The 14,081-nt window shown below is 72.4% G+C and carries 13 protein-coding genes and 1 tRNA gene; 8 read left to right on the top strand and 6 right to left on the bottom strand.

Going from position 1 to position 14,081, the window contains the following annotated elements:
- Positions 1 to 40 precede the first annotated feature (40 nt).
- A tRNA-Ala gene (locus ACFYTT_RS27390) sits at positions 41 to 116 on the top strand.
- Between the two features lie 171 nt (positions 117 to 287).
- Here the strand turns inward: ACFYTT_RS27390 and ACFYTT_RS27385 are convergent.
- Together ACFYTT_RS27385 and ACFYTT_RS27380 are read right to left on the bottom strand one after the other, a co-directional pair.
- A complete protein-coding gene (locus tag ACFYTT_RS27385) occupies positions 288 to 1,199 on the bottom strand; it encodes an SDR family NAD(P)-dependent oxidoreductase (RefSeq protein WP_387263424.1) in 912 nt (303 codons plus the stop codon).
- Positions 1,196 to 1,939 (bottom strand): TetR/AcrR family transcriptional regulator, encoded by a 744-nt coding sequence (locus tag ACFYTT_RS27380; protein ID WP_387263421.1) that lies wholly within the window; start codon positions 1,937 to 1,939, stop codon positions 1,196 to 1,198. Before ACFYTT_RS27380 ends, ACFYTT_RS27385 begins: the two co-directional genes overlap by 4 nt.
- Positions 1,940 to 2,215: 276 nt before the next feature.
- Between ACFYTT_RS27380 and ACFYTT_RS27375 the strand changes: the two genes are divergently transcribed.
- Positions 2,216 to 3,202, top strand: coding sequence for an L-threonylcarbamoyladenylate synthase (locus ACFYTT_RS27375; protein ID WP_387263418.1), 987 nt, complete (start codon positions 2,216 to 2,218; stop codon positions 3,200 to 3,202).
- Positions 3,203 to 3,205: 3 nt separating this feature from the next.
- On the opposite strand, the gene ACFYTT_RS27370 is transcribed toward ACFYTT_RS27375, so the two are convergent.
- The gene (locus ACFYTT_RS27370; protein WP_387263415.1) at positions 3,206 to 7,759 is read right to left on the bottom strand and encodes an HAD-IC family P-type ATPase; all 4,554 of its coding nucleotides are present in this window, start codon (positions 7,757 to 7,759) and stop codon (positions 3,206 to 3,208) included.
- A 151-nt stretch (positions 7,760 to 7,910) separates the two neighbouring features.
- On the opposite strand from ACFYTT_RS27370, the gene ACFYTT_RS27365 reads away from it, so the two are divergent.
- The 6 genes from ACFYTT_RS27365 to ACFYTT_RS27340 all read left to right on the top strand — a co-directional run bounded on the left by ACFYTT_RS27365 (position 7,911) and on the right by ACFYTT_RS27340 (position 12,201).
- The gene (locus tag ACFYTT_RS27365) at positions 7,911 to 8,171 is read left to right on the top strand and encodes a hypothetical protein (RefSeq protein ID WP_131052530.1); all 261 of its coding nucleotides are present in this window, start codon (positions 7,911 to 7,913) and stop codon (positions 8,169 to 8,171) included.
- Positions 8,172 to 8,373: 202 nt separating this feature from the next.
- Positions 8,374 to 9,771 carry an MFS transporter gene (locus ACFYTT_RS27360; protein WP_176092185.1) on the top strand — a complete coding sequence of 466 codons (1,398 nt, stop codon included), beginning with the start codon at positions 8,374 to 8,376 and terminating at the stop codon, positions 9,769 to 9,771.
- A 69-nt stretch (positions 9,772 to 9,840) separates the two neighbouring features.
- The gene (locus tag ACFYTT_RS27355; protein WP_176092186.1) at positions 9,841 to 10,470 is read left to right on the top strand and encodes a GAP family protein; all 630 of its coding nucleotides are present in this window, start codon (positions 9,841 to 9,843) and stop codon (positions 10,468 to 10,470) included.
- Between the two features lie 69 nt (positions 10,471 to 10,539).
- A complete protein-coding gene (locus tag ACFYTT_RS27350) occupies positions 10,540 to 11,319 on the top strand; it encodes an SDR family oxidoreductase (RefSeq protein ID WP_387263411.1) in 780 nt (259 codons plus the stop codon).
- 37 nt (positions 11,320 to 11,356) lie between these two features.
- Positions 11,357 to 11,551 (top strand): hypothetical protein, encoded by a 195-nt coding sequence (locus ACFYTT_RS27345; RefSeq protein ID WP_131052533.1) that lies wholly within the window; start codon positions 11,357 to 11,359, stop codon positions 11,549 to 11,551.
- Between the two features lie 101 nt (positions 11,552 to 11,652).
- Entirely contained in the window at positions 11,653 to 12,201 is a 549-nt protein-coding gene (locus tag ACFYTT_RS27340) for a YbaK/EbsC family protein (RefSeq protein ID WP_131052551.1), read from the top strand.
- 53 nt (positions 12,202 to 12,254) lie between these two features.
- Here the strand turns inward: ACFYTT_RS27340 and ACFYTT_RS27335 are convergent, their stop codons facing one another.
- From ACFYTT_RS27335 to ACFYTT_RS27325, 3 genes are all read right to left on the bottom strand, one after another.
- Positions 12,255 to 12,947, bottom strand: coding sequence for a DsbA family protein (locus tag ACFYTT_RS27335; protein WP_387263557.1), 693 nt, complete (start codon positions 12,945 to 12,947; stop codon positions 12,255 to 12,257).
- Between the two features lie 38 nt (positions 12,948 to 12,985).
- Positions 12,986 to 13,414: a SufE family protein gene (locus tag ACFYTT_RS27330; protein ID WP_131052535.1), complete on the bottom strand. Its 429-nt coding sequence runs from the start codon at positions 13,412 to 13,414 to the stop codon at positions 12,986 to 12,988.
- Between the two features lie 151 nt (positions 13,415 to 13,565).
- A partial coding sequence (locus ACFYTT_RS27325; RefSeq protein ID WP_387263408.1) for an IS3 family transposase occupies positions 13,566 to 14,081 on the bottom strand: 516 nt, incomplete at its 5' end.

Below are 14,081 nucleotides of genomic sequence, written 5' to 3'. Positions count from 1 at the left end.
TCGTCACCGTTCCGATCGGCGGGCGCCTCAGCCCGCGTACGGGGCCCTAGCTCAACTGGCAGAGCACTGCCTTTGCAAGGCAGGGGTTAGGGGTTCGAGTCCCCTGGGCTCCACCAGCACTTTCCTTGGTTGATGTCAGTCCGAGTCACCATTCGTACGGCCAAGCCCCTGTAACGAGTCGTCAGGCCCTTCCGGTGGGCGACGAAGAACCCCGGTTGACGTCGACCGCGGTCGACACTTCAACCGGGGGTTCTGTACGCGGTGGTTGTCGGCTGTCAGCACCATGTCTATGGCTGCATGCCGACCAGTTCCGCGCTGCGCTCCCAGAGGGCCTCGCAGCGTTCGACGGAGCGCGTGTGGTCGGGCGTGGTGACCTGTTTGCGGTCCACGAAGAAGCGTCCGTTCACACCGTCCAGGCCGGGATCGGTGGCGACCCATACCGGGTTGTCGGCTCCCTGGTCGGGTGTCTTCCGCAAGGGGTTGAGGTTCACCATCGTGTCCAGCATCTTGCCCAGTCCGCGCGCGTCACGGGAGAGGCCGGTCTGGGCGATGATCCCGGGGTGGGCTCCGTTGACGGTGATGCCACTGTCCGCCACCCGTCTCGCCAGGCTGTAGACGAACATCGTGTTCATGTTCTTGGTGCGTGCATAGGCGGCGAAGGGGCGAAAGCTGGAGAAGCGACCGAGCGCCCGGGCGTTCTGTGCGTGCAGATCATCCAGGTCCACCGGGTAGGACCTCAGCACGGTGGGGCTTGCGCCGACCACGACGAACCGGGCGGGGCGCTCCTTGACGGACTCGACGAGGGTTCGCATCAGCACGTAGGGCGCCAGGTGGTTGGTGGCCAGGGTGAGTTGGATGCCCTCGTCGGTGCGAGTGCCGATGTCGGCGGTTATTGCGGCGTTGTTGATCACCACACTTGGTGACGTGCTGTCAGCGAGTCGGTCGGCCAGTGCGCGGACCTCCCGGATCAGCGACAGGTCCGCGCTCTCCAGGCGAAGGTCGGCGTCCGGAACCGTCGCCCGGATCCTGTCGGCGGCCTGTCGCAGCGTCGCGTCGCTACGGCCGACCATGACCACGCTCATCCCCGCGGCGGCGAGTCGGCGGACGGCGGCCTCTCCAATGCCACGGGTACCTCCGGTGACTATCGCTTGCTTGCCCTCGTACCTCTGTGATCTTCCGCCGTCGGCTCTCTCGGTCATGTGTGTGTCCTTCGCTGTGGCGGGTTGTCTGTGAGGGAGGTGAGCCATTCGCGCAGCAGCGCGACTTCCGTCGCACGCAAGGGCCCCAGGAAATCCGGCGGCAACGCGTCGAGGAGAAGGCGGGCGTGCCGTGACGTGCCTGCGGCGACCTCGTCGCGCGCGTTCTGAGGATGGAACAGTGCGTGGGCGACGGTGTCGCGAACGTTCGTCGAGATCGGGTGCGTGCTGTCGGCCTGTAGCGCGATCAGCTTCAACACCACCCCGATCGCGGCAGCCGACATCGTCTGCGTCGCGACCTCGACGGGGACCTTGAGATAACCGCCCACACCCCATTCGGTGACCTGGCGGGCGAGCTCTTCCTGCGCCACCAACGCCGCGGGAACGGTCTGCTCAGCCTGGGGATTGCCGAACATCAACCGGTAGTGGGCAGGATGCTCGCAGCCAAAGGACACATGCATGTCCCATCCCGCACGGAAGTCATCGAGCACATCACCGCTCCACCCGACGGCATGCTTTCTTGCGAGATAGGCGTTGAAACCCTCCAACACCGCCGCATCCAGCAGCGCGTCCTTGTCCGCGAAATGATGGTAAAGAGTCGGGGCGGTGACGCCCGCTCGCGCGCAGATCTCGCGCGTGGAGATCTGGCCATCTTTCGACGAGGCCAGCAGAAGCTCTGCGGCACGCATCAGCCTCGTGCGGACATCACTCTCGACCGCTCGGGTCGAAGGACTGTCGCTCATGTTATCAACGCTACACGATATTGTCGCACTTTGGGTAGCAGTGATACCCCGGCGCTCGGCGTCGGTGACAGGCTCGAACCGCACCCGCGTGGAACAGCAACGGCGCGACCACCCGATCCCGCAACACGCGGCCCAGCGATAGACGCTCCGCGCACTCCGCCTTGGTCGGCGGTACGGGACCGGGGGCGGTGCCGCTCACTGCGTACGTTGCGGATTTCTCGGGGGGGAGTCGGGGCATGTCGGGGCAGGCGTCGGGCGCAGGCTAGCGTCGACGGTGTGAGCACTGGATCTCCGCGCGTCCTGCCCGCCGAGGGTGACCTGACCGAGGCCGCCTCGGTGCTGCGTACCGGCGGATTGGTGGCCTTTCCCACCGAGACCGTCTACGGCCTGGGGGCGAACGCGTTGGACGCGCGGGCGGCGGCCCGGATCTTCGAGGCGAAGGCGCGGCCCAGCTTCGATCCGTTGATCACCCACCTTGCCGACGCCGCTGACCTGGAGGCGCTGGTGGGGGTGGTCCCGGCGGGCGTGGCGGCGTTGGCGGAGCGGTTCTGGCCGGGGCCGTTGACGCTGATCGTGGACCGCCCGGAGGCGATCCCGCCGATCGTCACCTCCGGGTTGGCGACGATGGCGGTGCGGGTGCCGGACAACGAGTACGCGCGCCAGCTGATCGCCACGGCGGGGGTGCCGGTGGCGGCGCCGAGTGCCAACCGGTTCGGGCAGCTCAGTCCGACCCGGGCGGAGCACGTGGTACGCGGACTGGGTGGCGCGGTGGACGTGGTGCTCGACGGTGGGCCGACCCGGTGCGGGATCGAGTCGACGATCGTGGACGCTCGCGGGGACCGTCCGGTGGTGCTGCGTCTGGGCGCGTTGCCGGTCGAGGAGGTGGAGAGGTTCACCGGCCCGGTGACGGTGCGTCAGGGCAGTTCGGGGCAGCCGGTCGCGCCGGGCACGTTGGCCGCGCACTACGCGCCGCGTACGCCGCTGCGTCTGCGGGACGTGGGGGCACCGCCTGTCGAGGACGGGGTTCGGCGTGGCTACCTGGCGTTCCGGGATCGGCCGGCGGGCGGCTGGGCGGCGGTGGAGGTGCTCTCGACCGCCGGTGACCTGACCGAGGCGGCGGCGCGGCTCTTCGAGGCACTGCACCGGTTGGACGCCGCCGGGGTCACCGAGATCGTCGCCGAGCCGGTGCCGGAGCGCGGGGTGGGGCGGGCGGTCAACGACCGACTGCGTCGCGCCGCCGCCACCTGGCATCCCGCCGGCTGACGGTCACGACTCCTGCGGGCCGGAACCGACCCGGGCGGCCCGACCGTCCGCCGACGCCGGGCTCGGTGACGAACCGTCGGCCCGCGCGCTGTCAGTCTTAGCGCCGTCGGCCCGCCCGCCGTCGGCCTCAGCGTGAGAGCCACCGGCCTCAGCGTGAGAGCCACCGGCCTGAGCGTGAGCGCCGTCGGCCTGGGGTAGGCGGGCGACCAGCTTGGTGAGGGCGCCGTTGGCGAAGGTGGCGCCGAGTGCGGAGCCGGTCGCGATGGCCCAGCCGACCGGTCCGAGCGGGGTGCACCCGAAGAACTGGCTGACGCCGGGGGTCTGCACCACGACGGCCAGGACGCCGACCGAGGCGGCGGTGGAGGCGAGTACGGACGGGCTGGTGCCACCGGCCAGGACGGTCTGACCGAGTTGGGTGCCGACCAGGGAGACCAGGGCGACGGTGCCGGCGCGCCGGCGGCTGCCGGTGTAGCGGGCCAGCGTCCAGCCGGCGGTCGCGCCGAGGGTGGTGGCGGCGGCACGCAGCCCGATCTCGCGGGTCATGGTCTCGCCGAGGGAGCTGTCGGGGCCCTCGCGGAGCAGACCGTCGGTGTGGTCGCCGTCGCCGGGTGGGCGGACGGCGATGGCCAGGGCGGGTGCCATGTCGGTGAGCAGGTTGACCAGCAGCAGTTGGCGTCCGTTGAGCGCGGCCTGACCGGTGGCGGCGGCGGTCAGCACGCTGAACGCGATCTCGCCGAGGTTGCCGCCGACCAGGATGCTCAGCGCGTGGCGGACCGATGACCACATCGCCCGGCCCTCGACCAGGGTGGCGATGATGGTCTCCAGCCGGTCGTCGGTGACCACCAGGTCGGCGGCGGCGCGGGCCGCCGGGGTGCCCCGTTGGCCGAGGGCGATGCCGACGTCGGCCAGCCGGATGGCGGGTGCGTCGTTGGCGCCGTCGCCGGTCATCGCGACGGTCCGGCCGCACTTCTGCAACGCCTGGATGATCCGCACCTTGTGGGCGGGGGTGCAGCGGGCCACCACGTCGGTGGCGGCGAGCCGGGCGGTGAGGGCGTCGTCGTCGAGGGCGTCGAGTTCGGTTGCGGTGACCACCCGCTGGGCGTCGCCCGCGCTGATGGTGGCGGCGATGGCCTCGGCGGTCGCCGGATGGTCACCGGTGATCATGATGGTGTGCACACCGGCCTGCCGGATCCGGCGCACGGCGGGGGCGGCGCTGTCGCGGACCCCGTCGGCGATCGCTAGGAATCCGGTGAAGACCAGGCCGCGTACGTCGTCGTCGGTGAGGTCGGGGTCGTCGACCACGCATTCGGCGACGGCCAGGATGCGGTGTCCGGCTCCGGCGCGCTCGCCGAGCAGGCGGTGCAGGTGGGCCCGGCCCGCGTCGTCGAGCGGTTCGTCGCGGCCGTCGGTGCGGCGGGCGGCGCAGCGGGGCAGCACGCTCTCCGGCGCGCCCTTCACGCTGAGCAGCATCCGCCCCTCGGTCTCGCCGACCGTGGCGTGGTAGCCCCGGGACGGCTCGAAGGGAAGGCCGCCGACGGCTCGCCAGCCCGGTGCCGCGTACTGCTCGGGGACGCCGGCGGAGGTGGCACCGCGCAGGACCGCGCGGTCGGTCTGCATGGACAGCTCCTCGGGGTCGTCGGCGGCGGGGGTGGCGCGCAGCGCGGTGGCGAGGATCTGCCGGAGCCGGTCGTCGATCTGGTCCGCCGGGGCGTACCCGTCGGCGTCTCCGACGCCCGCGAGCAGCAGGTGGCCCTCGGTGAGGGTGCCGGTCTTGTCGAAGCAGAGGACGTCGACCCGGCCGAGCGCCTCGATGGTGCGCGGGTTGCGGACCAACGCGCCGTGCTCGGCGAGCCGCCGGGCGGCGGCCAGTTGGGCGGCGCTGACCAGGAAGGGCAGTCCTTCCGGCACGGAGGCGACGGCCAGGTTCGCGGCGGTGGCGGCGGTCTGTGCCAGGGGTACGCCGCGCAGCAACCCGGCACCGACGACGGCCACGGCCGACCCGGCGGCCAGCGGGATCGCGGCCCGGGTCAGTCGTCCGAGCCGGGCCTCGACGCCGCTGGCGGGTGGGGCCTGTCGGGCGAGGGCGAGACTGCGCCCGGCCTCGGTGTCGGTGCCGGTGGCGACCACGACGGCGACGCCACGTCCGGCGGCGATGGTGGTGCCCTCGTAGAGCATCGACCGGCGGTCGGCGACGGCGGCGGCCACCACCGGCTGGTCGGTCTTGGCGACCGGCAGCGACTCACCGGTCAGCGAGGACTCGTCGGTCTCCAGCCCGACGCTGTCCAGCACCCGGCAGTCGGCGGGTACGGCGTCGCCGGATTCGAGCACGATCACGTCGCCCGCCACGAGGTCCTCGGCCGGGATCACCCGGTCCGTGCCGTCGCGGCGGACCCGGGCGGTGACGGCCGCGCGGGACAGCAGCGCGGCCAACGACTTCTCGGTGTTGCGCTGGTGCACGGCGCCGACCAGCGCGGACGCACCGACCACGCCACCGACCAGAGCGGCGTCGACGAGCGAGCCGAAACTGGCGGAGAGGACCGCCCCGGCGGCGAGCACCGGCGTGAGCGGGTTGGCCAGCTCGTCGACGAAGGCCCGCAGCAGCCCGCCGGGACCGGAGGTCTCGCCCGGCCCGGCGGCGCGTCGACGCTCGGCCTCGGTGTCGGTCAGTCCGCCGCGTTCGCTTCCGAGCTGGTCGAGGACGGTCGGCACCGGCATCAGGTGCCAGGCGGTGAGCGCCGGGGCCGTCGACTCGGTGCGGGCGGAGAGGCGGCCGGCGCGCCACATGCCGTGCGCGAAGGCCAGTGCCGCCGCTCCGTTGACCGAGGCGAGGCTGCGGCCGGGCAGCAGCGCGGGGTCGGCGGTGAAGGCCGCGAGTGCGCCGAGCCCGCTGCCGGCCAGCCCGATGCGCATGTTCTGGCTGGTCATCCGGCGGGCCACCCCGGCTGCCTCGATGATCAGTGCGACCGATCGCAGGTCGGTGCCGACCAGCAGGTGTGCTCCCCAGGGCGGGGTGGCTTCCGGGTCGGCGACGCCCAGGCCGCAGTCCGCCGCGGCGAGCGCCGCGCGGTCGCCGGAGACGAGCATCACCACCGCTCCCTCGCGTTGCAGGGTGCGGATCGATTCGGCCAGCCGGTCGCCGCCGGGCAGGAGCGCGTCGGCGGAGGCGTACCGTTCGGTGTCGTCACCGGCCACCACGAGCCGCAGGCCGGCCTGTCGGGTGACGGTGGGCAGGGTGTCGACGCCGGGCGCGGGTTCCGGTTCCACCCGCAGTACGGACGCGAGGGTGTCGCCCTGGGCCAGCCCGAGCAGGGTGCCGCCGCGTTCGCGGAGTCGGCGGCTGTCGTCGGTGTCGCCGGGATCGTGGACGTCGAGGCGGTCGAGCGGGCCGAGTCGCCATCCGTCGAGTCGGCGGACGTCGGTCGGCGCTGTCGGCGTGAACAGGGCGAAGGCCCGTGCCGCGACCTGGGAGGTGTCGGCGCCGGGTAGCGGGGCCAGGTCGGCCAGGACGCCCCGGTCGGAGCCGAGCACCCGGGCGTCGAGGACCAGCGTGTCGATCCGGTCGAGTTCGCGCAGCACGCTGCGGTCCATCGCGATGACGCCCCGCCTGGCGAGGATGCGGCCGAGTTGGGCGGCGTACCCCTCGCGACCGCTGCCGGGTGCCTTGGGTAGCGCGGAGAGCCCCAGCGCGGCGGCGCGTTTCGGACCGACGACGGGTGTGGCGGCGGCGAAGGCCGCCGCGCCGGTGCCGAGCATCCGGGTGACGTACCGCTCCGGGGCGCCGTCCGGTTTCGGGCAGGGACGTTCGCCGACGGGTGAGCGGGCCACCGCCCGGTCCGGCTCTCCGGTGAGGCGGGGTTCGGCCTTCTCCCAGGCGTGCAGTTGGGCGAGCCCTTCGCCCCACTGCACGATGCGTTGGGCGCCGTCCAGCACGATGCCCGTCCAGCCGCCGGTGAGGCCCTGCACCACCGCTTCGGCGAGCGGGAAGATGACCTCGGCCCGGGGGTCGCGGCGCAGGCCGAAACCGGCGAGGGCGTGCAGCTTCGGGTGCAGGTCGATGGCACTGAGCAGGCCGGACACCTCGGCGGGCACCGGTGTCACGGGCAGGATCCGGGTGGCCGCGGAGATGGTCAGGCCGAGCGCGTCGGAGGCGAGCGCCCCGAGGGTACGGGCGGTACGCGGTCCTTCCTCGGGCGGGTGCGGGGGCGGGATCTCCGGATCGGGCTCGTGCGGGCAGGTGCGTTCGACGCGGGCGACGGCGGCGATCAGGTGGCGTACCTTCGGCCCGGGTGCGTCGACGGCGACGACCACCCGTCCGGAGGGGGCGTTGACCCGGGCCCAGAGCACGCCGGGCATCCGTTCCAGGGCCGCCTCGACCTGCCGGGCCAGCGTGTCGCCGCCGTCCTGACAGACGCCGTGCACCTCGATGTGGTGGCGTCCCGGCCGGGACCACACCCGACGGCTGGACAGCCCGACGGCCCGGGCCAGCCGGGTGGCGGCGGCACCGACGCTACGTGAGGCGTCGCCCACCAGCGGCGGTACGGACACGGGTCGCCGCATCTAGCCTCCTACCGGTCGGGCCCGGCGGCCTGGCTTCCCGGCCGGGCGTCCCTTATGCCCGTCGGGGCGGGGAAGTTTCTCGGCTCGGCGGGCATGGACGGCCTCGACGGTGGAATCCGGGGTGCGCGTCGTCGTCCACGGGGAGGCCGAGATGAGTGCGTTGACACGAGAACTCAGCGGGACGGAGGAGACGCTGCGGGCGTTCACCCACCGGGTGGAGATCCCGTGGCTCGGCATGGTGGCCGTACCACCGCCGGACAAGCTCGCCTACTACGCGGGAATCGGGGTGCTCACCGCGCTCCAGGTGATCGAGTGGCCGTTGGCGTTGGTGATCACCGCCGGGCACCTGCTTGCTGATCAGCACCTGTCAGGGCTGGCGAAGGGCATCGGGGAGGCACTGGAGTCGGCCTGACGGTAAGCGGCGTCACCCTTGACCTGAACCTGGGTCTAGGTCGCATGCTCACCGACATGCCCATCGTGTCGCTCCGGCGTTCCGTCGGTGTCCCGGCCTGCCATGAGGACGTCCGGTGACCGCCATCGCCTCGACGCCGGATGTGACCCCGGCTCCAGCTTCGGCGAGGGACGAAACGATCTTCGCCGCTCGGCTGCGGGCGATGACTGTGGGCAGCGTGGCGCTGGTCTCGTTGCTGGCCTTCGAGGCGCTGGCGGTGGGCACCGCCATGCCGACCGTGGCCCGTGCCCTGGACGGCCTGGCCCTGTACGGGATCGCCTTCGGCGGCCCGTTCGCGGCGGGCGTGGTGGCGATGGTGATCTCCGGCATCTGGTGCGATGCCCGGGGACCACGCCTGCCGATGTGGTCCGGTCTCGGCGGCTTCGTCGTCGGGCTGCTGCTCGCCGGGAGCGCGATCACGATGGGCACGCTGGTGGTGGGCCGGATCGTGCAGGGATTCGGCTCCGGTCTGCTGTCGGTCGCGTTGTACGTGATCGTCGCGAAGGCGTACCCGGAGCACCTGCACCGGCGGATCTTCGCCGCGTTCGCCGCCGCGTGGGTGGTGCCGTCGCTGGTGGGGCCGTTGCTGGCGGGCCTGGTGGTGGAGTACGTCGGCTGGCGGTGGGTCTTCCTGGCGGTGCCGGTGGTGGCGGTGCCGGCGGTGCTGCTGGTCCATCCCGGCCTGCGGTCGATCGGCGCGGGCCCGTCGACCAAAGCGGGGCCGTCGACCAAAGCGGGCCCGTCACCGGACGGGCCGGTTACCGGCGTCGACGGGCCGGTGCGGTCGCCGCGCGACGCGTTCGGTCCGCTGAGGCGGATCGGCTGGGCGTGCGGGGCGGGGGTGAGCGCCGCACTGCTGCACATCGGGGGTCAGCAGCGCGGCGTCACCGCCGTGGCGTTGGTCGGGTCGGCCATGGTCGGTCTGCTGGTCTGCGCTCCGCGACTGCTGCCCGGCGGATTCCTCCGGGCCGGACGGGGCCTACCCACCGTGGTCGGCCTGCGCGGGTTGGCCTCCGGCGCGTTCGTCGGCGCGGAGGTGGTGATCCCGCTGATGCTGTCCCGCGAACGCGGATTCTCGCCCACCGCAGCCGGCCTGGTGCTGACCACCGGGGCGGTCGCGTGGTCGTTCGGGTCGTGGCTACAGGGCCGGGTCCGCGCGCCCCGCAGCCGGGCCACCCTGCCGAGAGCCGGGCTGACCTGCATCACCCTCGGTGTCGCGGTGGTGGGCCTCACGGTGCTGCCCGCCGTGCCGGTCGGGGTGGGCGTGTGCGGCTGGGCGGCGGCCGGGATCGGCATGGGCCTGCTGTATCCGTCGCTGTCGGTGCTGACCCTGGAGTTGTCGGCCCCGGGCGAGCAGGGACGCAACAGTTCGTCGTTGCAGTTGTGCGACTCGCTCGCCGCAGCCGCCGTGCTGGCGCTGACGGGCGCGGTGCTGGCGGCGGGCGCGGCACCCGGCCCGGGCAGTTACGCGGTGACCCTCGCGGCGGCAGCCGGGTTGGCGCTGGTCGGCGCGCTGCTCGCCGGTCGGGTGGTGCCCGGCGTACGGGTCGCGGCGGCCTGAGCCCGGCGGGTGTGCGCATCCGCCGAATCCGAGGTGCGGGGCGGAGGCAGCCGGGAGGATGGGCACGCGATGAACTTCCTGACTCTCCTACCGCTGGCCGTGGTCATGGTCGCCGGGACCCAGTTGGTGGCGGCGGTCTTCTTCGCCTCCTCCGACCGGCCCCGGGCCGCGTCGCTGGGCTACCTGGCCGGCGCGGCCATCGTGGTGTGCGGCGGTACGACCCTGGCCTGGCTGGTCACCCGCCTGTTCCGGATCAGCCTCGACACCGGGGACGGCCGGTTCGAACGGGTCGTCGACTGGATCGTCCTGGCGCTGTTGGCCGTCCTGGCGGTGGTGGTGTTCCTGCGCCGGCACTCCGGGCCGCCCGCCTGGATGGGTCGGCTCCAACACGCCACTCCCCGGTACGCGCTCCGCGTCGGCCTGCTGCTCTTCCTCGCCATGCCGGCCGACGACCTGACCATGCTCACGGTCGGTGCCAGCGCAGCCCGGCAGGGCCTGCCGTGGTGGCACCTGCTGCCGTTCATGCTGCTCACCCTCACCCTGCTGGCGTTGCCGCTGCTGGCGTTGCTGCTGCTCGGCCGTCGGGCGGCAGCGGTGCTGCCCCGGATCCGGGACTGGGCCGACAGTCACGCCTGGCTGGTCAGCGAGGCGGTGATCGCCTTCTTCGTCGTACTCACCGTGCTGGATCTGATCCGGTGAGGTGGCCCACAGCTGTCACGTCGCGCCGGTCTCGACCCGTCGTCCCGGTAGTCGACGAAGGAGGCTGAGATGCGGGTACTGGTCACCGGAGCGGGCGGCCGGCTCGGCGGGGCGGTGCTGCCCCGGCTGGTCGCCGAGGGGTTCCAGGTGCGGGCCACCAGCCGGCGGACGCGTACCGGATCGGGTGTCGAATGGGTGGTGGCGGACCTGGCGACCGGCGAGGGCGTCGCGGCGGCGGTGGCCGGGGTGGACGCGATCCTGCACCTGGCGTCCTCGCCGACCCGGCGTACCCACGAGATCGACGTGCGGGGCACCGGCCGGTTGATCGCCGCGGCGGCCGGAGCGGGCGTGGCCCACCTGGTCTACATATCGATCGTGGGCGTGGACCGGGTGCCCTACGCGTACTACCGGCACAAGCTCGCCGCCGAGCAGGTGGTGGCCGCCGGTGGGGTGCCGTGGACGGTGCTGCGGGCCACCCAGTTCCCGCAGTTTCTCGACGAGCTGCTGCAGATGTCCAGCAAGCTCGGCCCGGTGATCGCCGACCGGGCCGTGGTGGCCCAGCCGATCGATCCGGGTGAGGTGGCGGAAAAGCTGATCGAGCTGCTGCGCGCCGGTCCGCGCGACGGCATCGTGGAGTACGGCGGCCCCGAGGTGCTGCGGTTCGACGACGCGGTACGCACCTGGCGGCAGGCGCGGAACTCCCGCCGCCCGATGCTGCCGGTGCGTTTTCCCGGCCGCCTCGGTCGCGAGCTGCGCGACGGTGGACTGGTCACCGAGGCCCGCCCGACCGGTCGTCGCACCTGGGCGGAGTACCTGGCCGACACGTACGGGGGAACGGCGACAAGATGACAGTCGCTCTCGTTCGCGTTCGTCCTACCGTCGGCTCATGCTCACGTTCGTCGTCACCTGTCTCCTGTACGTCTGCGGCTTCGTCTTCCTCTACGGGGTGATCCGGCTCGCGGTCCGGCACGCACTGGAGGACATCGAGGCGCGCCGCGTGCAGGCGGAGCGGGCGGAGGAGATGGCCGTCGCCCGGGACCGGGCGTTGCTCCAGGAGCACGGTTTCCTGACCAACGGCTGACCGGCGACGGGACCGGCGTGTCCTGTTGCCGGTCGCTCCACGGCTGGCCGGGGCCCTCGGTGACCAGCGCACGCGTCGCGGGTGCGACGATCGCTTCCGTGATGGGAACGTTGCGCACCGAGCCCGCCCGTAATCGCCCCGACCTGCTGGCCGCACCGGTCGCCGACGCGCTGGCGCAGTGGCCCGCCGACGCGCCGGTGGACGTCGACGCGGTGCTGGTCGCGCCGATCGACGCCGAGCTCGCCGACACCGCCGCATTCTGCGCCGCGTACCAGGTGGGGCTCGACGAATCGGCCAACTGCGTGGTGGTCGCCGGCAAGCGGGAGGGCGTCGTCCGGTACGCGGCCTGCGTGGTGCTGGCCACCACCCGGGCCGACGTGAACGGCGTGGCCCGGCGTGCGCTCGACGTCCGCAAGGCGAGCTTCGCCCCGATGGCCGACGCGGTCGAGTCGACCGGCATGGAGTACGGCGGCATCACCCCGATCGGGTTGCCGCCGGAATGGCCGATCCTGGTCGACGCCCGGGTGGTGGCCGCACCGTACGTGATCATCGGATCGGGTGTGCGGCACAGCAAGATCGCCCTACCGGGCTCGGCGCTGGCCGTGTTGCCCGGTGCGCGAGTGGTGGAGGACCTGGCCAGGCTGGCCTGATCCTCGATCGACGTCGATGTGGTTGCACGTGAAACATCGCCGCCGCCAATGGATCAGGAGCCGGCGGCCTCACGTTCCGCGACCTCGCTGAGGGCGGCGAGCAGGGTGGCCGGGTCCTGGGCGCCGGAGACGGCGTACTTCCCGGCGAACACGAAGGTCGGCACGCTGGTGATGCCGAGCTGCCGCGCCTCGGTCAGCTCCTCGTCGAGGGCGGGGACGCCCTCGTCGGAGTCGAGGAAACGGCGGGCTTCCGCGCCGTCCAGCCCGACACCGGTGGCGATCTCGGCGAGCGCCGACCGGTCGCCGATGTCCACGCCGTCGGTGAAGTGGGCCTTGTGCAGAGCGTTCACCGTCTCGGTGCCGCGACCCCGCTCGGACGCCCAGTCGATCAGTCGGTGCGCCTCGAACGTGTTGGCCGCGATCGCCCGCGAGAAGTTCAGCTCCAACCCGACGCTCGCACCGATCTCGGTGACCTGGGCGGCCATCTGCTGGGCCTGCTCCGGGCCGCCGAACTTGGCGGCCAGCGCGTCGAGCAGCGGCACCGGCGCGGTCACCGGGGACGGGTCGAGTTGGAAGGGGCGATGCCGGACGGTGACCTCACCGTCGTACGAGGCGAGGGCCTCCTCCAGGCGACGCAGGCCGATCCAGCACCAGGGACAGACCACGTCGGCGTAGATGTCGATCTCCATGACCGGAGACAACCCGCCGGTACGCCGATCTGTTCCCGTACCTGCCGATGGAGTGATCCGGCCCGCGCCTGGACCTGCCGTGGGAGCAGGGCAGGTCAGCCGACCTGCTCGCGGACCTGCCGCTTGAGTCGGGCGAGGATGGCGTTGCCGCCGCGTACGCGCAGCGGGCTGATCGCCTGCGCCAGACCCATCCGCTGGTACAGGTCGTCCGGGACGGCGAGCACCTGCTCCGGGCTCGCACCGGCCAGCCCCTCGGCGAGGATGCCGGCGAACGCGCGGGTGGTGGGCGCCTCCGGCGGGCAGTCGAACAGGGTGCGCACGGTGCCCTCGGGCGTCACCTCGGCGCGGAGGAAGAACGACGTCTGGCACTCCGGCACCTGCTCCATGCCCTCGTGCCCGGTCTGGTCGGCGGGCAGCGGCGGCACCGCGTCGGAGTACTCCAGCAGCATCTCCAGCACCACGTCACGGGGTGCGGAGGCGAACTCGTCGACGATCTCCGCCAGCTTGCTCGGCATCTCGGGCATCCCGCCAGGCTACCGGCGCCAGGCGGGGCACTGCGGTCGCGCCCACGGTCGTGGCCGCGGGTGCACCCGGGTGTTAATAGGGGACCCCTTCTCTACCGCAGGCGTTAGAAAGGGGCCCTTCTGAGGTTCCCCCCGGGATGTGGACACCGGGTTATGCCGCGATCTGGTGCAGCGTAGTCGGTGCGAGTGTCTGTTCGTAGTCGGCAGGGCTGAGATAGTTCAACGCGGAGTGGCGTCGGCGGTGGTTGTAGAAGGCGATCCACCGGAACACGTCGCGGCGGGCGTCGGTCTCGGTGGCCCAGCGACGTCGGTCGACGTCGAGTTCACGTTTGAGAGTGGCGAAGAACGCCTCTGCCAAGGCGTTGTCATACGACGAGCCGATCCGCCCCATCGAGCGGCGCACGCCGTGACGGCGGCAGGTATCAGCGAAGGCGCCACTGCGGTATTGGGCACCTCTGTCCGCGTGGAAGATCACCCCGTCGACCCGGCCGCCACGGGCGGCGACTGCGGCGTCGAGAGCGTCGATGACCAGGCCGGTGCGCATGTGGGTGTTGATCGACCAGCCGATCAGACGGCGGGTGGCGATGTCGATGACCGTCGCCAGGAACAACCAGCCGGCCCCGACACGCAGGTAGGTGATGTCGCCGCACCACCGCTGGTCCGGTGC

Source organism: Micromonospora sp. NPDC003816 (assembly GCF_042874705.1).
GTDB lineage: Bacteria > Actinomycetota > Actinomycetes > Mycobacteriales > Micromonosporaceae > Micromonospora.
This window is presented reverse-complemented; position numbering and strand designations above follow the sequence as displayed.

Excerpts from the sequence above, each read along its gene's own strand:
- ACFYTT_RS27355 (WP_176092186.1), top strand. The coding sequence starts at position 9,841 with ATGAACTTCCTGACTCTCCTACCGCTGGCCGTGGTCATGGTCGCCGGG.
- ACFYTT_RS27340 (WP_131052551.1), top strand. The coding sequence starts at position 11,653 with ATGGGAACGTTGCGCACCGAGCCCGCCCGTAATCGCCCCGACCTGCTG.
- ACFYTT_RS27330 (WP_131052535.1), bottom strand. The coding sequence starts at position 13,414 with ATGCCCGAGATGCCGAGCAAGCTGGCGGAGATCGTCGACGAGTTCGCC.
- ACFYTT_RS27385 (WP_387263424.1), bottom strand. The coding sequence starts at position 1,199 with ATGACCGAGAGAGCCGACGGCGGAAGATCACAGAGGTACGAGGGCAAG.
- ACFYTT_RS27345 (WP_131052533.1), top strand. The coding sequence starts at position 11,357 with ATGCTCACGTTCGTCGTCACCTGTCTCCTGTACGTCTGCGGCTTCGTC.
- ACFYTT_RS27380 (WP_387263421.1), bottom strand. The coding sequence starts at position 1,939 with ATGAGCGACAGTCCTTCGACCCGAGCGGTCGAGAGTGATGTCCGCACG.
- ACFYTT_RS27370 (WP_387263415.1), bottom strand. The coding sequence starts at position 7,759 with ATGCGGCGACCCGTGTCCGTACCGCCGCTGGTGGGCGACGCCTCACGT.
- ACFYTT_RS27360 (WP_176092185.1), top strand. The coding sequence starts at position 8,374 with ATGACTGTGGGCAGCGTGGCGCTGGTCTCGTTGCTGGCCTTCGAGGCG.
- ACFYTT_RS27350 (WP_387263411.1), top strand. The coding sequence starts at position 10,540 with ATGCGGGTACTGGTCACCGGAGCGGGCGGCCGGCTCGGCGGGGCGGTG.
- ACFYTT_RS27365 (WP_131052530.1), top strand. The coding sequence starts at position 7,911 with ATGAGTGCGTTGACACGAGAACTCAGCGGGACGGAGGAGACGCTGCGG.